The organism is Maribacter sp. PR1, assembly GCF_028464145.1.
In the GTDB taxonomy this organism is placed as follows: Bacteria; Bacteroidota; Bacteroidia; order Flavobacteriales; family Flavobacteriaceae; genus Maribacter.
In genome coordinates this window covers 96,278-117,179 of record NZ_JAQPCG010000006.1, presented here as the reverse complement: position 1 = coordinate 117,179, position 20,902 = coordinate 96,278, and the positions used below count along the sequence as shown (strand labels likewise).

Sequence of the window (20,902 nt, the reverse complement as noted above, 5' to 3'; positions counted from 1 at the left end):
AATGTTTAAAGAGGTCTTTAATCCATCACAAACTTAAATCCAGCCGTAATTATGCTGGAACTAAAAGTAGTGTCCCGGTCATATTTATAGAATTTTAAGTCGATACTTTTTAGACCGAATTCCCAAATATGCATTTTGGTAAAAATATCCGTGTAGGAAACTCCAAATCCCAGCTGATTGGCTTGATATTCGGACAAATCATAATCCGATGTATAAAATTCTTCGGTGGACAAATGGGTTTCGTAGGTAGCAAAATAATCGGCAGCGGTTTGATTATAAAACCGATAAGAAGGGTATAGGGTAAATCTATCGGTTATCTTAACAGGTACTTCTATACTCGCCGTATGGGAACTGATTCCCCAATCGTCAAAATAATAACGGTAAAAGGTACGAACTGTAATTAATTCGTTTACAAACCAATTCAATCTTCCACCCATAGCCATTTTAAACCTACTTTTTGGCAGTCGTTCTATATCATCGGCCAATTGAAAATCTTCAATAAAGGAATCGGCAACGTCGTTGAAATATACCCGTTGAAAAGGGGTAGATAACAACCCTTGTTGTTTCACAAAATCCAGAGCCAATGAACCTTGTAAGTTTTTATGTAGTATCTGGGAAAAACCTAGACCTAGGGAATAAGAGTTCCTATTCGTTTTGTCGAACTCAGTAAATGAAGGATTATAATTTACATTGCCTGTTATTTCTGTAGGTCTAAAAAAACCAATGCCGTTATTTCCAAAAGCCCGAAGCTCAAATGGATAAATGGTATTCCAAGAATCTAGGTAAACGTTGGCACTGAGACTTAGCTCTGTATTTTTTTCATTGAAAAGCCTGGAATAGCTTCCACCGAATCCCAGTGAGAAATAATCGTATTCCGAGGATACGGATATTTTTCCTGATACGATATTATTTCTATCATCCGAGCTATGGCTATAGTTCCCGGTGAGATTTACCCATACATCCGAACTCGATGCTCCAGAACTGGCAACAAAAGGGTCTGCACGCTGACCACCATCAAATGGATTTATATTACTAGAGGATGCCGAGGTATAAGCTGAAACGCCTGCATCTATGGTAAGTACATCATCCTCATTCAAAGGGATGGCCACTACGAAAGTTCCAGTGGCATCCGTTAATTTCTCAGTTCCAATACCGCCACTGACGGCGGCATTGTCCCCATTTTGGGAATAATAACTGGTTAGAAAATCTACTTCTGTAGCTTCCAAAACGCGCTTTTTATAGGAGGTATCATCCTTGTTTTCCTGGGCAAATGTGATAAAACTCATAAGCCCTAAAAAAATGGTAATATAGTTTTTAATAATTGTCATAAAGAAGGTATTGTCTCGATAGTATTAATTACAGCCGCATCCACCGCCTGTTTTTCCACCATTTGCTCCTGCGGCCGCTTCTCTGTAGGAATGCATGGTCGTGACATTTCTATCACATGGTTTGTCCGCCAAAATCATATCGGGATCGTTGATATTCACTTTTTCATATTCTTTTAGGACCACACAGCTACTATAAGAAATTGCCATGAAGGTTAGTATTATAAATCTTTTCATCATAATTTTTCTATTTTTATATTAGTGGATTTTGAAATATTACCCTTTTCGTCTATAATGATACATTCAACTTTTGGCAATTGATTGATTCTGTCCATGCCTATGTCCTTGCCCATAACGAAAACAGAAGTTGCCAGGGCATCTGCTAATTCTGCCTTTGGGGCAAAAACGGTTACACTAATAATTCCTGTGGACGGATATCCGGTTCTTGGATCAATGATATGTGCATATCGTCTACCGTTAAAGCTTACATATTTTTCATAGTCCCCTGATGTTACAACGGCGCCGTTGGTAATTGGCAAAAGTGCAAACACTTTGTTTTTATCCAATGGGTTGGTTATGGCAACTCTCCAATGTTCTCCATTTGGTTGTTTCCCCCAAGTATTCATATCACCTGAAGCATTAATAATACCAGCGGTTACACCTTTTCGCATCAACAATTGTTTGGCTTGGTCGGCCGCATATCCTTTGCCAATGGCGCCAAAACCAATTTTCATTCCGGGAAGTTTTAGAAAAACGGTTTTTTCCTCTGGATTTAAAATAATATTCTGAAAACCAACCATAGCTACAGAAGATTTAATCTCATGTTCCGTAGGCATGGCTTTCATGCTACCATCAAATTTCCAAATCCGATCCATGGAAGCATAGCTAATATCGAAAGCTCCATCTGTTAATTTTGAAATTCCAATCGCCCTTTCAATTAGTTGAAAGAGTTCGGATTCAACCTTTGTCGGTTTTACTCCGGCATTTCTATTAATTTCAGAAGTTTGAGAATTAGAATCCCAGGAGGAAATCAATTTCTCTATCCTTTGAATCTCCGCTACTGCGATATCTATATAGGAATTGGCATATGTAGAGTCATTCGCTACAACAGTTATATCAAATCTACTTCCCATCAACTTTAGGGTACGTTGATAGTTCTGCTGAGCTTTAGAGGCAGCGGATAACAGTAAAACGATTGATAATAAGATACCTTTCAAACTATTTTGAGAATGAATCCAACAGGTTTATGTACTCCTTGGGATTCATTTTTTTATAACTGGTCTCCCCTTTTACTTCTCCATTTTCATCCAACACTACCACAAAAGGGAAAATACCACGTTGATTATACAGACTGGCTAGTTTGGCATTGGCTTTTGCTTGGGTCTCTGGTAATGCATTTTTCTTCTTTCTTGGAAAATCGGCTTGTAACATTACATAATGTCCCTTGGCGTATTTTTTAAATTCTTCGGTGCTCCAAACCTCTCTATCTAATTTTATACAGGGGGCGCACCAATCCGAACCCTGAAAAACAAGGATAATGGGCTTATTTTCCTTTTTTGCAATTTCTTTGGCAACATTAAAATCACTTTTCCACTCTTGTGCAAAACTGAAGTTGATTCCCATTAGGAATATAGCTACCAACAGTATTTTATAATAATTCATACTAATACTACTTATTTAATAAACACTTAGTCAATTAACATACCAAAAACTTTCAAGTATGTTGTGTAAACACTTTTTCATAAAGCTATTCTCCTATAAGGTTATATGTACCTTTCGTCAAAAAATTGGTTTTGGGCCCAAAATTTTCGGTTTCCTGTATTATGGAATACCCATCATGTTCCTCTTTTATGCTAACTTCTTTTTGTGTGAAATAATATGTATCCCCTTCCTTTTTTTCTAAAACCAACACATTGGGAACTTCTTCTATAGAAACGATAGCCGTGCTGGGCAATGAGTTTGCCTCAAAATCATCCGTAATTATGTCAGCTTCAACGAACATACCTGTCAGAAAGTTTTCTCCTCCTTCTTCCTCTAAGTGGCCATGTACCTTAATGGTCCTATTGTCCTCAATGACGGTTCCGACCAAATGGACTTCCGCATAAAATGTATCATTGGATGCTTCTGGAATCCTAAAGGTAATTTTTTGTCCTTTCTTTACTTTCATTATATCCTTTTCAAATACGGAAAGTTCGAGATGTACGTGGTCGTTATTGATTATTTCCATTATAGAGGAAGCGGGTGATACATAAGTACCCCTAGAAACATTGACTTTGGTAACACTTCCCGTTATAGGAGCCTGTATGGAAACTGTGGATACGATGTTACCTTCCTTAACATTTTGTGGGGAGATATTAAGCATCACCAGTTGTTTCTGTAAGCCCGTATGCTTAGCCAATGCCGATTTGTAATCACTTTCTGATTTTAAGTAATTCTTTTGGGAAGTAATATTCTCTGCTGCCATAATTTTATGACGCTCATATTCTGCCTTCAAATAGGTAAGTTGCTCGTTTACTTCCAAATACTGTTGCTGAAGATTTACAAATTCAGGATTTTCTAAAGTTATCAAGGTTTGTCCCTTTACAACTTTATCCCCGATTAAAAAAGGCGTAGTTCTAACATAACCTCCCATGGTTGCATTTACAACCGCCCTGTTTTCCGGTGGCACATCTATCATGCCATTTACACTTACTTTAATTGGAAATGACTTCTTCTCAATAGTACCTAATTTCATTTCCAATTTGTCAAACTGTGCCTGGGTGATTTTAATAAACGAATCTGAGTCGTTTTCGATAACCGTTTCAGTAGATTTTGATTCACCTCCACAAGCTGTCACGACCATAAGAATAATGAATGCCAGGATATTATTTATATAAGATTTCATAGTTTTTATTATAAGGTTATGTAATTGATGGCAATTACGGTATTGTTATAGGCTTCTAGTTTATTTAGGTACTCCAACTTAATATCGTAAGAACTTTCCAAACTTTGTATATATTGATAAAAATCTATTTCTCCATTCTTAAAGCTACTATTGGCAGTTTTTAAAATTTCATCGGAGAGAAGACTTCCTTCATTTTCGTAATATTCCAAGGATTGGTCCAATACCTCAAGTTGGGTAGTTAAGGTTTTCAATTTTGTACTAAGTTGTATTTCATAATTATTGTAGGCAGCTTCCGCACTTTGTTCAGCAATTTTGGCAGACTTTATCCTAGAGGCTTGTCCTCCAAAAAACAAGGGTATCTTAAGGCCTAATTGATAGCCATGAAGATTATCGTTTAAACCATCATTGGTTCCCTGAAAATAATTAAGGCCAATATCTGGCAGTAATTGTTGGTTTTCCAGACTTTTTTCCGCCTGTTTTAGACCAATTTGGTTTTGAAAAAAAGAAATCTCCGGACTCGATTCAATTGCCGCGTCCACCCGGGGAAGCTTTAAGATGGTTTCCTCGATAATTTCAAATCTATCTTCAGATTGAACCGTTTTTAATAAATTTTCATAAGAAATTTGTACATCTCTTCGGGCTTCCTCATACTTGAGTTGAATCTGTTTTTGCTTGGAAGTTGCAGTAATTTTTTCAAGATAATTGGTCTCTCCTAGTTCAAAACGCCTATTCGCCATGCTGGAGAAATTATTGTAAAGGCTATCCAATATTTGAAATACCTTAGTCTTTTCCCTGGCTAATTGATATTCGAAATATCGTGTGGTTACCATACGCTCCAGTTCCTTTTTCTTGATTTCGTAAGTACTTTGTGAAATATTCAATTGGGCCTTATTGACTTTTCGTTGTGAAAAATAAACCGTTGGAAAGCTAAAATTCTGTGAAACGCCAAAAACGCGCAAAGGTTCATTGTTCATGGCCAAGTTGTTTTCATCAAAATGATAATAAACATCTGTTTTCTCCAGGTTGAAGGCACTATTTACTAAAGCATCCGATTGTTCTACCCTCAACTTATAAGACTTAAGCTCTTTATTATTTTCAATGGCCATAGGAATTAATTCCTGCAAATTTTTTGAGGTATCCTGAGCCATTGAATCAACCATTGTAAAAAGCACAAGTATAACTGTGACTCCTAGCGGACTTTTGATTCTATTTTTTTCATTTTCTATATGACTGTTTAAGTATGAATATAGAACTGGGAGTACCACTAAAGTTAAGATGGTTGCGGTAATTAGTCCTCCTATAACAACAGTTGCCAAAGGTCTTTGAACTTCTGCACCTGCATTTGTGGAAATGGCCATGGGTAGAAAGCCCAATGCTGCCGCGGATGCAGTTAACAGAACGGCCCTTAGTCTGTCTTTCGCACCTTCTTTGATCAGGGTGTTCATGTCATTAAAAATTTCTTTACTCTTTAACTCTTTAAAATGTTCAATAAGTACTATTCCATTTAGCACTGCTATTCCAAACAAAGCAATAAAGCCCACACCTGCTGAAATACTAAATGGCAAATCTCTTATCCAAAGCAATAAAACGCCACCCACGGCCGCCAAGGGTATGGCCGAATATATCATTAAGGCCTCCTTGACGGATTTAAATGCGAAATAGAGTAATATAAAAATGAGGATAAGAGCAATAGGAACCGCAAACAATAATCTCGATTTTGCACTTTGAAGATTTTCAAATTGCCCCCCATAAGTGATCGAATATCCTACAGGAAGTTTTACGTTTTCATCGATTAGTTTCCTTACATCGTCCACAACAGATTGTAAATCCCTGTTCCTAACGTTTATACCTACTACAATTCTTCTTCTGGTATCATCCCTTGATATTTTGGCAGCACCTTTTTGGTAGGTGATTTCCGCCAACTCGCTTAATGGAATTTTACCTTCGGATGGTATATCTACATATAGATTCCTAAGATTTTCGATGTCTTTACGCTTTCTATCATCAAGCCTTATAACAAGGTCAAATTTCTTTTCTCCTTCAAAAACACTTCCAGCAGTCTTACCTGCAAAGCCCATTGAAATCATGTCGTTCAGTTCTTGAATGTTGAGACCATACCTTGCAATTTTTGATCGATTATACTTCACGTTCATTTCTGGAAGACCAGCTATTTTCTCCACGGAAATATCTGCTGCTCCTGGAACATTTTGAATTAACTCCCCAATTTCCTTTCCCTTTTTAGCTAGAATATCTAGGTTTTCACCAAATACCTTGATAGCAATATCTGCACGAACTCCTGTAATGAGCTCGTTAAAACGCATTTCAATAGGTTGGGTGAATTCTACCTCCATTCCTGGAATAACTGAAAGTGCTTCCTTAAACTTATCGGCTAACTCATCTTTTGAAGAGGCCGAAGTCCATTCGCTCTTAGGGTTGAGTACTATGATTACGTCGCTTTCTTCCATGGACATGGGATCCGTTGGTACTTCGGCAGCACCAATCCTGGTCACTACTTGATTCACTTCCGGAAACTGTTTCAATAATATGTTTTCAATTTCAGTAGTAATTTCAACCGTTTTACTTAAAGAAGTCCCCGTTTTTAATACCGGTTGAATAACAAAATCACCTTCGTCCAGTGTGGGAACAAATTCACCACCCATGGACATATACAGTGAAACTGCAATCGCCAACAGTAAAGCGGCAACTCCTAGAACAACTTTTTTACTTCTTAAAGCCCAATCAATAATGGGATCGTATTTATCGGTTAACCACTTCATTAAGCGTACAGAGACATTTTTATCCGTTGTCTTGGAAGGTTTTAGGAAAATTGAAGAAACCACGGGAACGTATGTAAAACAAAGGAGCATGGCACCAATTAGCGCAAAGCTAAAGGTCAATGCCATAGGCTTGAACATTTTGCCCTCCACACCACTTAGGGAAAGAATGGGAATAAAGACTATAAGAATAATCAACTGTCCAAATATGGCCGAGTTCATCATTTTTGTTGCACCGGTATAGGTGATATCGTCCCTTAACTTTTGTTGTTCGATACTGTTCAACCTTTCAAGCTCGGTATGTTTTTTAGTAATATTAAAAGCAATGAACTCAACGATAATAACAGCTCCGTCGATAATAATTCCAAAGTCAATTGCACCTAAACTCATTAAGTTCGCATCCACGCCAAAAATGTACATTAGGGACAGTGCAAATAATAAGCAGAGTGGAATTACTGATGCTACGACGAGCCCCGAACGTAAATTACCTAGCAATAGTACCACCACAAAAATGACGATTAAACAACCCAAAATAAGGTTCTCTGTTACTGTAAAGGTCGTTTTTGCGATAAGTTCGCTTCGATCTAAAAATGCATTTATATAAACCCCTTCAGGGAGTGATTTTGAAATATTGGCGACACGTTCCTTTACTGCCTCTATGACTTTTTTGGAGTTGGCATCCTTGAGCATCATTACTTGACCCAAAACTTTTTCTCCTTCCCCGTTACCTGTTATGGCCCCAAAACGAGTAGCATTTCCAAAACCTACATGGGCTACATCCTTTATATAAATGGGAATCCCATTATCGTTTTTAACAACAATATTTTCAATGTCCTTTAAAGAATTAACCAAACCTTCACCACGGATGAAAAAAGCTTGGTTCACTTTTTCAATATATCCTCCTCCGGCGACACTGTTGTTGGATTCTATTGCCTTAAATACATCTTGGGCGCTAATGTTCATGGCATTAAGCTTTTCTGTGCTTATAGCCACCTCATATTGTTTTAGAAAACCGCCCCAAGTATTTACTTCTACTACTCCTGGAATGCCGGAAAGTTGTCTTTTAACAATCCAATCTTGTATGGTTCTAAGATCTTGTGCTGTATATTGCTCTTTATATTCCGGTTTTACATCCAATATATATTGGTAAATTTCACCTAAACCGGTGGTAATGGGCCCCATCTCAGGAGTTCCAAAATTATCGGGAATTTTTTCCGCTGCCGACTTGATCTTCTCGGCAATTAATTGTCTGGGCAAATAGGTACCCATATCATCTTCAAAAACAATGGTCACTACAGAGAGACCGAATTTTGAAACAGACCTTATTTCAACTACGCCCGGTAGATTGGCCATTTCCAATTCAACAGGATAGGTAATAAACTGTTCTATATCCTGTGTGGAGAGATTACGTGAGGTCGTTATTACCTGAACTTGGTTATTGGTGACATCAGGAACGGCTCCAATAGGAATCTTTGTCAAGGAATAAACTCCAAACCCTATTATAAAACATGTAAAAAGTAGAACAATGAACTTGTTCTTTATACTGAAATCAATAATACGTGATAGCATATGTCATAAAATAATCAACATTAAAAATTTCCGGTTTAACAAACCGGTACTAAAAATAATCGTGATCAATTATGAATGGCGGGGAGGCTGCAGTAATCCCATTGTATGGGAAGATGATGAGGGTGCCTGATAGTGAAAATTAGCTTTTCTAAACTCTGGAAGGGTTGGTGTAATTAAAGCCGCATGAAACGGATTGGTGTTAAAAACGACCAAGGAACCCATATGCGAATGATTTTGAAAAGGTAATTGCTCATGGTCATCCTTTTCCTCTTGATGTTCCTTATTATGACTCGCCTTTAATTCGCCATAATGTTTTGAAATAAAGACAAGTACATTGTCACCATATTCCTCGCTATGAAATCTGGCATGTTCCACAAATTCATCAATTTGGGCTATATCATCGACATGTAGACCAAAACTTTGAAAAAGGGTTAAAAAAGCAATCGATATGGAAATAAACTTATTCACCAATCCAAATTTAGTAAAAGCAATTCGAATTACGGCCCTAACTGGCTTAATTGAATTCAGTCTAAATTCAACTAGTTCTTAAATAATCCCTGATCAATGTTAATAATTTCATTTTTAAGTGCTCCTATTAACTATTATCAACATGTATTTTTGCACATTTTTGAGCACATGGAACAACTTAAAGTAGGAGATAAGGTTTATAATACGAGACAGAATGGCTTTGCCGATTTTGTAAGATACTCATTTTCTGAAGTCGTTTCCTTGACCAAAACATTGGCGGTATTGAAAAATGGCATTCGTTTAATTAATCAGCCAAAGACGTCCTATATAACGGAAGATATCGGCTATTCCGTTTCCAGGAAAAAAGGTTCGCACTGGCACATGGTTTCTTTGGAGGCTATTAGAAAAGCACAAATTGAAAACGAAAAAATTGCTGCTTACGATTGGTTCGAAGCTCATGAGTTTACCGTTAAAGAAAAAGTGGAAATCTATAAGTACTTTAAATCCAAACGAAATTAAGTAACTTCTAAAACTAAAATTTATATATGCCCGGATTCGAACTTTTTGGTGAACAGGAAAAACAAAATGTTAATGAAGTATTGGACTCTGGGGTCCTTATGCGATATGGTTTTGACGGTATGCGAAATGGCCATTGGAAGGCCAAAGCGTTGGAACAAGCCTTGTGTGAACGAATGCAGACCAAATATGCCCAAGTGGTCAGCAGCGGTACTGCTGCCTTAACGGTAGCTTTGGCAAGTGCTGGTGTTGGAGCAGGGGATGAGGTAATTATGCCAACTTTTACCTTTGTTGCAAGTTTTGAGTCCATTCTTGCTATTGGGGCCGTCCCAATACTCGTTGATGTAGATGATACTTTGACCTTAAGTCCATCGGCTGTAGAAAAGGCGATTACCCAAAAAACGAAAGTGATTATGCCTGTTCACATGTGTGGCTCTATGGCAGATTTAAAAAGCTTAAAAGCAATCTGTGATAAACATAAATTGATACTTTTAGAAGATGCTTGCCAAGCCATTGGGGGAAGTTTTGAAGGTAAACCTTTAGGTAGTTATGGGGATTTGGGTTGTTTTTCTTTTGATTATGTAAAAACCATTACCTGTGGGGAAGGTGGTGCATTAATAACCAATAATGAAGATTTTTATATACATGCCGACCACTATTCCGATCATGGACACGACCATGTGGGAAATAATAGAGGCACAGAATCCCATCCATTTCTAGGGTATAACTACCGAATATCAGAGTTAAATGCAGCTGTAGGATGTGCTCAAATTCAACGACTCGATGAATTTTTGGGGATACAAGAACGAAATTTTGAAGTAATATATAATGCCCTAAAAACTTTGGATGGTGTAACCTTTAGAAGAATTCCACAGGGTGGCAAACAGAATTATTCTTTTCTTAGCTTTTTTCTGCCAACCGAAGAATTAACCAAAAAAGTGCATTCTTCTTTAAGTGAAAGGGGAGTGGATGCCTGTTTTTACTGGTTTGATAATAACTGGCATTATTATCGCAAATGGGAGCATCTTACCCACATGCATAGTTTGGGCAAACTTCCCGAAGAAATAAAAGAACAATTGCCCGATTATTCTAAATCCGATTTTTCAGCTTCTGATTATTGGATCGGTAGAACAATTTCCTGTCTAATAAAATTGAGTTGGACAGAAAAAGAGGTAAAGGAAAGAGCGGAAAAAATGAAAAACATTGTTTCCGAGGTTCTACATGCTTAACTAATAAGATACATATTCCACAATCTCAAGACCATAACCTACAATACCCACCCTTTTGGATTGCTGACTATTGGTAAGTAAACGCATTTTAGATATATCCAAATCATGGAGTATTTGTGCGCCAATTCCGAAATCCTTTGAATCCATCTCTATTTTCGGTGCTTTATAAATTCCCTTATTTTGGAGTTCTTTTAGTTCCGAAAGTCTGGAAAGTAGATTCAAGGACTCCAAATCTTGATTAATAAAGACAATGGCGCCCTTACCTTCTTCGTTTATGGCATTGAACATATTTTCCAGTTGGGAGTCTACACTATTGGTCAAGGTTCCTAGAAGATCATTATTTACTAGTGTAGAATTAATTCTGGTTAGGATATTGTCTCCAAAACTCCAAGAGCCTTTGGTCAAAGCAATATGGATATGGTTATTCGTGGTTTGTTTGTAGGCATGTATCCTATAATCCCCAAACCTTGTTTTTATATCAAAATCCAATTCTTTATGAATAAGACTGTCATGCTCCATTCTATAGGCTACCAAATCTTCGATGGAGACTATCTTAAGGTCAAATCTCTTAGCTACGTCAACTAATTCCGGTAGTCTTGCCATACTACCATCCTCATTCATGATTTCTACTATTACACCGGCTGGTTTTAAACCTGCTAGTCTTGCGAAATCAATGGCAGCTTCGGTATGACCAGTTCTTCTGAGAACACCGCCTTCCTTTGCAACCAACGGAAAGATATGTCCTGGCCTGGCAAAATCATGAGGCTTAATGTTGTCATCTGTAAGTGCACAAACAGTCTTTGATCTATCGGAAGCAGATATACCGGTTGTTACCCCTTGCCCCCTTAAGTCTATAGAAACCGTAAAAGCTGTCTCCAGAGGGTCCGTATTATTGTTTACCATACGTTGAAGTCCTAGATGTTCACATCTACCTTCGGTTAATGGTGCGCATATAAGTCCTCTTCCGTGGGTTGCCATAAAATTAATGGTTTCAGGTGTTGCAAGTTCTGCAGCAGCTAAAAAATCACCCTCGTTTTCTCTGTTTTCATCATCTACAACTATAATCACCTTCCCATGGCGAATGTCCTCAATTGCTTCCTCAATAGTGTTAAGTTGAATTTGGTCCACTGTATTAGCTGTCATCATCTTCATTTTTACTTTTTTTCTTAACTAAATTCTTGAAAAAATCGGTTACCACTCCAAAACTCATCAACCCTTTATCTTCTGTTGCCCTTTTTGTCAAGAAAACACTTAAGGGTAACATAATTAATGTGGAGAGCCAAGCTCCTAGCATGGGATGAATATTCCCTTCTTTGGCATAATTTCCAGCAAAAACTCCGATAAAATAATAGACCAAAAATAAGACAATTGCAATTACCATAGGAAGACCAAGTCCTCCTTTTCTTATAATAGCTCCAAGTGGAGCCCCAACAAAGAATAATATAATACAGGAGAATGCTAGAGCATATTTATTATGCATGGACAGGATATGCATGTTATAAATTTTATATCGTTTCTGCATTTCTTCCTTTTTGCCCCTAACCGAATTTAGAATATTTGTAGTTGCATTCTTCGCAGAATTAATTACCTGCACTTTTAAATATTCAGGGAATAAATAAATTAAGTCCTGCTTTATGGAGTCTTGCCTAGCTGGATTTTTCCTCAAAAGGTCCAGTTTAATTTGCCTTATCGAGTCTTGTTTTCTTTGAAGTGAGGTTCTTGTTTCTGTTGTGTCATTGGGATCCAATGGTTGAAACATTCCTATACGGTTGCTAATACTTTTGGAAAACGCCCTTACAATCCTATAATTATCATCTTTTAGAGAGTCGATATCCTTTTTCAAACGAGATATGTTTTTCATCTTATCAGTGCTGATGTCCCGCTCGGCCTCTAAGTCTTCATTATTCAATTCAGGTATTTCTATATTCATTATATAGGTGTCGAAATCGGCTTTTGCATGAGGATATTTTAACTTGTTCTTTTTAGATTCAATATCATCGTAGTAATGTCCGTCAGTAAGTATTAGTTGAACAATGTCCGAATCTTCACTACTTACCAGCTCTCCTTGTTTGGATTTAATAACGACATTATTTTTACTTTGATTATTCTTTTGATGAATAATTACATTCTTCAAGTACCTGTCGTTATCCCCATATTTTTCATCAACCTTGATATTCATACCTTCGAAATCACTAAATACACCCTCGGCTACCACGGCAGCTGGTTTTACTTTAGCAATATTCTTTCTAAGGTTGTAAATTTTTCTTTGGGATAGTGGGATAATTGAATTGGCAAAAAAGAAAGTAACCCCACCAAGAAGTACCACAAATACGATAAGGCTAAGCATAGCTCTTTGCAAGGAGATACCCGACGCCTTCATTGCCGCGAACTCATAGTTTTCTGCGAAAGAACCAAAGGTAAGGATTGACGATAGTAACACGGTTAGGGGCAGAACCTTTTCAGTCAAGTCCGGCATTAAATAGAAAAGAAACTTTCCAATAATAATGATATCTAAACCTTTGCCGGCCAAATCATCTATAAAAAGCCAAATCGTTTGAAAAATGAAGATGAACATCAATATTACAAACGAACTGACAAAATTAAAGGTGAACCTAGTTAATATATACCGGTCTAGAATTCTCAAATGATCAATTTCTTAAGATGTAGTAACCTTCGTCTTTATATTTCGCCTCATCAAAAGTAAATAAGGTTGAGGATAAAGATTGGTCGGTTTTAAAAGAATTAACAGTTATCGTTGTCTTTGTTCCGTTCTTTCCAGTTTCAATGAGTCGATAAATATGCTTAGTGCCCATATCTATACCCAACAAACGAGACTTAATTTCTGTATTTGAATCTATCGGAGTTAATTTTACATACTGAATTTTTCTTCCCTGAACATCTTGAAGTATATCCCATTCGTAGTTATGTCCTTCTTTATAGAATGTCAACATTTTTGAAGGGGTCATAGCATTTTCATCTTCCGACTGATCTTCAATAGTTACTTCCTCATTCTCTGGAACTATCGTGTAAACCTTATTTCCATCAAAAAGCTGTTTGGAACCTAAATAGTTAAAAACATATTTTTCTCCCGCCAAGGTCACATCCCCTCTAGTTTCTTGATTTATGCCTGCCTCAGTATTTTTGAGATCAAACTTAAAATCTACAAAAATGTTGTCATAACTCTTTACTTTGTTATAAACTTCATCCAATAGGGCTTTGGCCTTTTCTGGTGTTTGCGCTCTTAAGGCATTCCCCGACAAAACAATTGCTAATATTAATAGTACTTTTTTCATTTTTTATTTTATTTCGTTTTCCAATAATTGATCAAGGGCAACCAAATCTGTAACTAGAACCTGTCTAGCCTTACTTCCTTCAAATGGTCCAACGATACCGGCGGCTTCCAACTGATCAATAATTCTTCCTGCTCGGTTATAGCCTAGTTTTAATTTTCGTTGGATAAGCGAGGCTGAACCTTGCTGAGCAGTTACAATTACTTCAGCGGCTTCCCGGAACATTTTATCCCTGTCGGCTATATCATAATCAACACTCGTGCCAGAGTCTTCACCAACATATTCTGGCAGTTCATGTGCTTCTGGATAAGCACGTTGCGAACCAATATATTCGGTTATTTTTGCTACTTCTGGTGTATCCACAAAAGCACATTGTATACGTGTAACATCATTGCCCTGAGTATATAGCATATCTCCTCGTCCTATGAGTTGATCTGCGCCTTGGGCATCCAAAATGGTTCTGGAATCAATCTTTGAGGTTACTCGAAAGGCAATACGAGCTGGGAAGTTCGCTTTTATTATACCTGTAATTACATTTACAGATGGTCTTTGTGTGGCTACAATTAAATGTATACCAATTGCTCTTGCCAATTGTGCCAACCTTGCGATTGGGGTTTCAACTTCTTTTCCTGCCGTCATAATCAAGTCCGCAAATTCATCAATAACTAGGACGATATACGGCAAGAATTTGTGACCATCATTTGGGTTCAGTTTTCTGGCCTTGAACTTGGTGTTATATTCCTTCAAGTTCCTAACCATAGCTAGTTTTAGAAGTTCGTACCTATTGTCCATTTCAATACAGAGGGAATTCAAAGTATTTATCACCTTGGTATTGTCCGTTATTATGGCTTCTTCAGAATCTGGTAGTTTCGCGAGGAAATGTCGCTCTATTTTATTATAAAGTGTAAGCTCCACTTTTTTAGGGTCGACCAAAATGAATTTTACCTCAGCCGGATGCTTTTTATATAGTAGTGATGTTAGAACAGCATTTAAACCAACTGATTTCCCCTGGCCCGTAGCGCCGGCCATTAAGAGGTGTGGCATTTTTGCCAAGTCCACCACAAACGTTTCATTGCTAATAGTTTTACCAAAGGCTATGGGAAGTTCCATTTCCGCTTTTTGAAACTTACTAGAAGCAATTACGGATCTCATGGATACTATTGTTGCATTTTTATTTGGAACCTCTATACCTATTGTACCTTTTCCTGGAATGGGAGCGATTATCCTTATTCCCAATGCCGCGAGGGATAGTGCAATGTCATCCTCTAAATTTTTTATTTTGGAAATTCTAATTCCTGCTTCTGGAACTATTTCGTAAAGGGTAACCGTGGGTCCAATGGTTGCCTTTATTTGGGCAATTCCAATTTTATAGTTTTTAAGGGTGTCGACAATTTTGTTCTTGTTCTCCTCTAATTCCTCCTGGTTTATGGTAATACCTCCCGTAACTCCATGTGCATCCAATAAATCAATGGTCGGAAATTTATAGTTCCCCAATTCAAGGGTAGGGTCAAACTCCCCAAAATCATCTACTAATTTATTGGCCAATACATCTACCTCTTCTGGTTCCTCTACAATTTGTTCCACTTCCATGGCCAATTGTTCTTCTTCCAGATTCTCTGGAACTGTAACCTCCAATTCTTTCTTATCGGTTTCTTTATTTAAATGTGGTATTTCCTCTTTATGTGTATACGTATCTATAATGACAGGCTCCTCATCTTCTCCACTTTTGGTTATTTCTTCGGGGTTATCCGAACCTTTATCACTTTTGGTATTCTTAAAATCGGCAGAAAGTTCGTTTCTCTTGGATTTAAAATAGGCTGCAACTCCTTCGGGCGTTAGGTTGAAAAGACGAACCATAATAAATACCAATCCAAAAAGAAGTAATAACAATACACCAATCTTACCGGTATAATCTTGTAAAAAATCGTTCATCTCATAACCTACAAGCCCCCCTAACAATGGACTTTCCGTAGCGAAGAAACCAAATGCTATAGAAAACCAAATTAAAAAGAGAAGACCCCAAATCCACTTGTTCAACAAGCCTTTTTTGTTAAGTCCTAAAAACATATAAATGCCCGAAAGGCATAATAAAAAGGGTATAATTAAGGTGGATATACCAAACCCTTTATAAACAAAGAAATGACTTATACTGGCCCCAAATTTATTTAGAAGATTTTTAGCTTCCTCATTTCTGTCTTTAAATTCGGAAAGTAAACTTTGGTCATGTTCCCAAGTGAAATAAAAAGATACGAAAGAGAAAAATAGGGCAATACTGAATAGAATTAAGAGGCTTCCTAGGATTATCTTATTTTGTTTGGATATCCTAAGTGGATTTTTCTTTTTGGTAGATTTTGCCTTCGGCCTTGATTTGGATGCCTTTTTTGCCATGTAAACTATATTCTGGGGGCAAAAATACAAATTTACACCCTAAGCCATCTTGCTAATATTTTTAAAATATTTTTGGGAAATAGATAATACAGCCTATGATACTGGAGGCTATGGAAACGAGCATCACGGCACCTGCCGATATATCCTTTATGACACCTATCTTTTTGTCAAACTCAGGTTGAACGTAATCCGATAGTTTTTCAACAGCGGTATTCATACCCTCGATACCTAGAACCAAGGCTATAGCGAATATCTGCAAAATCCACTCGGTATTGGATATTTCAAAATAGAAACCGGCAGCGGTCATAATTATGGTGATAAATACCTGTATCTTTATACTCGCTTCTGATTTGACCAATAAAATGGCACCACGAATGGCAAATCCAACACTTTTAATTCTGTTTACCAGAAAAGATTCTTTTGGCATTATCTTGGATTTAAGAATCCATTAAAGCCTCAAGAGCAGCTTTGTAATTGGGTTCATCAACAGTTTCTGGAACTTGTTCTGTATATAGTACGTTTGCATTTTCATCCAAAACCACAACAGCTCTAGAATGAAGAGAGGCCAATGGACCATCCTTAAATTCCAAATTGTAAGCTCTTCCAAAATTACCGTCCCTAAAATCGGACAATAACTCTACATTCTCTATTCCTTCGGCTCCACAAAAACGAGCCTGGGCGAATGGTAAGTCTTTAGAAATACATAGGACTATCGTGTTATCCAATTCCGCTGCTTCTTCATTGAACTGCCTAACGGATTGTGCACAAGTTCCTGTGTCCACACTTGGGAATATATTCAAAACCAATCTGGAACCTTCGTAGTCTGAAAGATTAACGGAAGACAAATCATTTTTTGTCAATTGGAATTCGGGAGCTTTACTACCTGTATTTGGTAAACTTCCTAAAGTATGTATCTCACTTCCTTTTAATGTAACGGTGGCCATATCTAATTTTTTTAAATGGATTGTGAAATTATAAAATATAGCAATGATAACTAAGGGAAACGCTTAAAAACAGCAAAGAAATTATTTATTGGAACAAGAATAAACCGGGAACTATGCTTCTACTGTGCTTGCAGTTACCAATTGTTTAATTTTAATGCCGAGACCCGCAAAAATTAGTGTCATGATCGGGCTAAGCCAGTTGAAAATCGCATACATGAAATATTCACCAACGCCTACTCCCAAAACACCGCTGTGGTAAGCTCCACAGGTATTCCAAGGGACCAATACAGAGGTAACCGTACCAGAATCCTCTAAGGTACGACTCAAATTTTCTGGTGCCAAACCTTTATCCGAATAGGCTTTGGAAAACATTTTACCCGGCACTACTATAGCCAAATATTGGTCAGAAGCCGTGACGTTCAATGCCAGGCAACTAGCTACGGTACTGGCAAAAAGACCAAAAGTTGTTTTAGCAAGACTTAAAAGCGCACTGCTAATTCTAGAAAGTGCCCCTATGCCATCCATGATTCCACCAAATACCATGGCGCAAACGATTAACCAAATAGTTCCTAACATTCCTGCCATTCCCTTCGCCATAAACAAATCGTTCAGCGCTTCATTATCGGTTGGAATAGAAGTATTGACGGTGATTGCTTTTAAAACGCCTTTGTAGGCCGACTCAAAATTAAGGGCAGTGTTCCCTGTAATCCCTGCAACAACTCCTGGTTGAAAAATTAATGCGAAAACGGCCCCAAGTAAAGTTCCAATTAACAATGCGGCAAGTGGTGGAGTTTTTTTTACGATTAGGGCGATCACTACCAATGGAACAATAAATAACCATCCATTGATATTGAAAGACTCTTCAATAGAAGATAATAGGGTGTCAATATCCGCTTCTCCATTGGTTTCAAGATTAAGACCAATAATTATAAATACCACTAACGTTACTGTGATGGTAGGTATGGTAGTCCATAACATATACTTAATATGGCTAAAAAGCTCCCCACCTGCCATGGCCGGAGCCAAATTAGTTGTATCACTTAAAGGGGAAAGTTTGTCCCCAAAATAGGCGCCAGAGAGAACTGCACCTGCGGTCATTCCAAGAGATATCCCTAAAGCATCTCCAATACCAATTAGTGCAATGCCTACTGTGGCCGCTGTTGTCCAACTACTACCCGTTGCAATCGATATGATGGCACATATAATCACACATGCAGCTAGAAAAATGGTTGGATTCAAAATTTGCAAACCGTAGTATATCATTGCAGGAATTATCCCGCTAATAAGCCAAGTGCCGGCCAAAGCCCCTACCATTAAGAGAATAAGTAAGGCACCCGTTGTAGATTTCACGTTTTCTGCTACCTCTGCAATCATTTGCTTATAGGATACTTTGTTTAAAAATCCTACGATGGCTGCAACAGCTCCACCCAACAATAAAATAAATTGATTAGACCCGCTAAGGGCATCATCCCCAAAGACGTATACGTTATAGGCCAACATGCATACTAGGGCAATTACCGGTATTAAGGCCTCCCAAATATTAAGCTCTCTATTTTCAACAATATTTTCATTCTCCCTATGCTTATTGGAATTCTGTTTCGCCATTGATTTTTGGTTTGGTTGGCCGTAATATTACGATTTATGATAATGCTGTGCAACTGACCTAATGCCTCGTTATGTATTTAACGCATCAGTTGTCAGAATTTTTAAATCGAGCATGCACCTTTTCATTAATTCATAAGTTCTCTCAATGTCGTTATCCAGTCCAATTGAGAAACGAATTAAACCACCACCTAATCCCATTTCTGTTTGTTCTTCCAAAGGTATTTCAGAAGAGGTAGAAGTACCTGGAGCACTGAAAAGTGTCTTATAGAACCCCAAACTGACGGCCAAATAACCAAGTTTCTTGTCTTGCATCATTTCCATTAAAGCGTTTGCATTTTCTAAAGACCCAACATCTATAGTTAAAAGTCCGCCATAGCCATACTGTGGATTCATTTGGTCCTCCATAATTAAGTGACCGGGGTGGGAGGGTAATCCGGGATATACAACCCTTAGCCCATCTTGTTCGAACTTTTCTGCTAAAAACTGAGCATTTTCGCTATGTTTTTTTACGCGAATGTGCAAAGTGCGCATATTCTTTAAAATGGATGCACCACGCAAACTATCCAAAGTACTACCTAATAACATTCCAGCCCCATTATTGACATCCTTTAAGCTTAAACAAAACTCCTTGGTGCCGCATACCGCGCCAGCCACACAATCGCTGGATCCGTTTATAAATTTGGTAAGACTGTGGATGATAATATCCGCACCCAATTTGGCCGGGGTAATAGAAAGAGGCGAAAAGGTATTGTCTACTACCAGAGGTATATTGTTATTCTTGGCAATCTTGGCAAGAGCGGAAATATCGGCAACCTCTAGCAATGGGTTACTTACACTTTCGCAATAAATCATTTTGGTCTTTGAAGTCATCGCATGTGCCACTGCATCCAAATCAGTAATGTCCAAAAAGGAGATATGTATATCGAACTTCTTTAAAAAGTTCTTCATAAAGGCGTAGGTGCCCCCATAAATGGTTCTACTACTGATTATGTGGTCACCGGTATCACATAGTTGAAGGATAACAGCCGTAATGGCTCCCATTCCGCTAGCTGTAACGTTTGCTGTTTCTGTTCCCTCCAAGGCCGCCAAAGCTTCCCCTAAGTATAAGTTGGAAGGTGAGGAGTGTCGACTATACAAATAACAGCCTTCTGTATTACCTTCAAAGGTATCGAACATCGTTTTTGCGGAAAGGAACGTATACGTTGAAGAATCTGAAATAGAGGGATTTACTCCACCGTATTCTCCAAAGTATTGTAAATCCTGTAAATCGTTTGCTTCTTTATGACCCATATTTATAGTATTTATCATCAAAAATAGCATTCTGTAGATGGATTGTCAATACATAATATACAATATAGTTTAATTAACTAATAATTGTTTATTTTTAGATTTTAAACCTACAAGTAAGATATCAGAAGGTTAAATTTTAGAATGATATTCAGCTATGAAGTTTGATGAGATTGATGGTAGATTATTGGAGTTATTGCAATCCGATTGTAAAAAAACTACCAAGGAATACGCTCGGACCCTTGGGCTATCCACTACGGCTGTCTATGAACGAATAAAACGTCTAGAGCGTTCCAATGTTATAACTTCTTATGTTGCCCTAATCGATAAGGTTAAAGTAAACAAAGGCTTTACCGCATTCTGCCACGTAAAACTGGTACAGCACACAAGGGAGAATATACGTCATTTTGAGCGTGAAATCCTTAAACTACAAGAGGTGGTGGAATGCCATCATTTAAGTGGGGATTTCGACTATATTCTGAAAATTCATGTAAAGGATATGGAGGATTATAGGAATTTTATGGTTTCCAAATTAACTGCAATACCGCATATAGGTAGTACGCAAAGTTCCTTTACTATTAAAGAAGTAAAGCATTCTACCGTAATACCACTTTAAAAATTTA

At 37.6% G+C, this 20,902-nt stretch carries 18 protein-coding genes; 3 read left to right on the top strand and 15 right to left on the bottom strand.

What is annotated here, in order from left to right; genetic code table 11:
* Nucleotides 1-17 precede the first annotated feature (17 nt).
* The 7 genes from PP182_RS13315 to PP182_RS13285 form a co-directional block, all read right to left on the bottom strand.
* Nucleotides 18-1,328 carry a DUF3570 domain-containing protein gene (locus tag PP182_RS13315; protein ID WP_272651757.1) on the bottom strand — a complete coding sequence of 437 codons (1,311 nt, stop codon included), beginning with the start codon at nucleotides 1,326-1,328 and terminating at the stop codon, nucleotides 18-20.
* 24 nt (nucleotides 1,329-1,352) lie between these two features.
* The gene (locus PP182_RS13310; protein WP_272651756.1) at nucleotides 1,353-1,565 is read right to left on the bottom strand and encodes a DUF4266 domain-containing protein; all 213 of its coding nucleotides are present in this window, start codon (nucleotides 1,563-1,565) and stop codon (nucleotides 1,353-1,355) included.
* Nucleotides 1,562-2,542, bottom strand: a complete 981-nt coding sequence (locus PP182_RS13305) for an FAD:protein FMN transferase (protein ID WP_272651755.1) — start codon at nucleotides 2,540-2,542, stop codon at nucleotides 1,562-1,564. Before PP182_RS13305 ends, PP182_RS13310 begins: the two co-directional genes overlap by 4 nt.
* A gap of 1 nt (nucleotide 2,543) precedes the next feature.
* On the bottom strand, nucleotides 2,544-2,987 hold the full coding sequence (locus tag PP182_RS13300; RefSeq protein ID WP_272651754.1) for a thioredoxin family protein: 444 nt from the start codon (nucleotides 2,985-2,987) through the stop codon (nucleotides 2,544-2,546).
* A gap of 85 nt (nucleotides 2,988-3,072) precedes the next feature.
* Nucleotides 3,073-4,209: an efflux RND transporter periplasmic adaptor subunit gene (locus PP182_RS13295; protein ID WP_272651753.1), complete on the bottom strand. Its 1,137-nt coding sequence runs from the start codon at nucleotides 4,207-4,209 to the stop codon at nucleotides 3,073-3,075.
* 8 nt (nucleotides 4,210-4,217) lie between these two features.
* Nucleotides 4,218-8,552 (bottom strand): CusA/CzcA family heavy metal efflux RND transporter, encoded by a 4,335-nt coding sequence (locus tag PP182_RS13290; RefSeq protein WP_272651752.1) that lies wholly within the window; start codon nucleotides 8,550-8,552, stop codon nucleotides 4,218-4,220.
* A gap of 69 nt (nucleotides 8,553-8,621) precedes the next feature.
* Nucleotides 8,622-9,020, bottom strand: coding sequence for a hypothetical protein (locus tag PP182_RS13285; protein ID WP_272651751.1), 399 nt, complete (start codon nucleotides 9,018-9,020; stop codon nucleotides 8,622-8,624).
* A 168-nt stretch (nucleotides 9,021-9,188) separates the two neighbouring features.
* Between PP182_RS13285 and PP182_RS13280 the strand changes: the two genes are divergently transcribed.
* Both PP182_RS13280 and PP182_RS13275 read left to right on the top strand, forming a co-directional pair.
* On the top strand, nucleotides 9,189-9,539 hold the full coding sequence (locus PP182_RS13280; RefSeq protein WP_272651750.1) for a pyruvate kinase: 351 nt from the start codon (nucleotides 9,189-9,191) through the stop codon (nucleotides 9,537-9,539).
* 26 nt (nucleotides 9,540-9,565) lie between these two features.
* Complete coding sequence (locus PP182_RS13275; protein WP_272651749.1) at nucleotides 9,566-10,765, top strand: DegT/DnrJ/EryC1/StrS family aminotransferase; 1,200 nt, start codon at nucleotides 9,566-9,568, stop codon at nucleotides 10,763-10,765.
* Here the strand turns inward: PP182_RS13275 and ribB are convergent, their stop codons facing one another.
* The 8 genes from ribB to PP182_RS13235 form a co-directional block, all read right to left on the bottom strand.
* Nucleotides 10,766-11,908 carry a 3,4-dihydroxy-2-butanone-4-phosphate synthase gene (gene ribB / locus PP182_RS13270; protein WP_272651748.1) on the bottom strand — a complete coding sequence of 381 codons (1,143 nt, stop codon included), beginning with the start codon at nucleotides 11,906-11,908 and terminating at the stop codon, nucleotides 10,766-10,768.
* Nucleotides 11,898-13,340 carry an LptF/LptG family permease gene (locus PP182_RS13265; protein WP_419197732.1) on the bottom strand — a complete coding sequence of 481 codons (1,443 nt, stop codon included), beginning with the start codon at nucleotides 13,338-13,340 and terminating at the stop codon, nucleotides 11,898-11,900. Before PP182_RS13265 ends, ribB begins: the two co-directional genes overlap by 11 nt.
* A gap of 73 nt (nucleotides 13,341-13,413) precedes the next feature.
* Nucleotides 13,414-14,058: a LolA family protein gene (locus tag PP182_RS13260; RefSeq protein WP_272651747.1), complete on the bottom strand. Its 645-nt coding sequence runs from the start codon at nucleotides 14,056-14,058 to the stop codon at nucleotides 13,414-13,416.
* 3 nt (nucleotides 14,059-14,061) lie between these two features.
* Nucleotides 14,062-16,443 (bottom strand): FtsK/SpoIIIE family DNA translocase, encoded by a 2,382-nt coding sequence (locus PP182_RS13255; RefSeq protein WP_272651746.1) that lies wholly within the window; start codon nucleotides 16,441-16,443, stop codon nucleotides 14,062-14,064.
* A 61-nt stretch (nucleotides 16,444-16,504) separates the two neighbouring features.
* Nucleotides 16,505-16,870 carry a diacylglycerol kinase family protein gene (locus tag PP182_RS13250; protein ID WP_272651745.1) on the bottom strand — a complete coding sequence of 122 codons (366 nt, stop codon included), beginning with the start codon at nucleotides 16,868-16,870 and terminating at the stop codon, nucleotides 16,505-16,507.
* A gap of 10 nt (nucleotides 16,871-16,880) precedes the next feature.
* On the bottom strand, nucleotides 16,881-17,387 hold the full coding sequence (gene tpx, locus PP182_RS13245) for a thiol peroxidase (RefSeq protein WP_272651744.1): 507 nt from the start codon (nucleotides 17,385-17,387) through the stop codon (nucleotides 16,881-16,883).
* Nucleotides 17,388-17,498: 111 nt separating this feature from the next.
* Nucleotides 17,499-18,992 (bottom strand): Na+/H+ antiporter NhaC, encoded by a 1,494-nt coding sequence (gene nhaC, locus PP182_RS13240; protein ID WP_272651743.1) that lies wholly within the window; start codon nucleotides 18,990-18,992, stop codon nucleotides 17,499-17,501.
* A 69-nt stretch (nucleotides 18,993-19,061) separates the two neighbouring features.
* A complete protein-coding gene (locus PP182_RS13235) occupies nucleotides 19,062-20,282 on the bottom strand; it encodes an aminotransferase class I/II-fold pyridoxal phosphate-dependent enzyme (protein WP_272651742.1) in 1,221 nt (406 codons plus the stop codon).
* Between the two features lie 154 nt (nucleotides 20,283-20,436).
* On the opposite strand from PP182_RS13235, the gene PP182_RS13230 reads away from it, so the two are divergent.
* Entirely contained in the window at nucleotides 20,437-20,895 is a 459-nt protein-coding gene (locus tag PP182_RS13230) for an Lrp/AsnC family transcriptional regulator (RefSeq protein WP_272651741.1), read from the top strand.
* The last annotated feature ends 7 nt before the right edge of the window (nucleotides 20,896-20,902 follow it).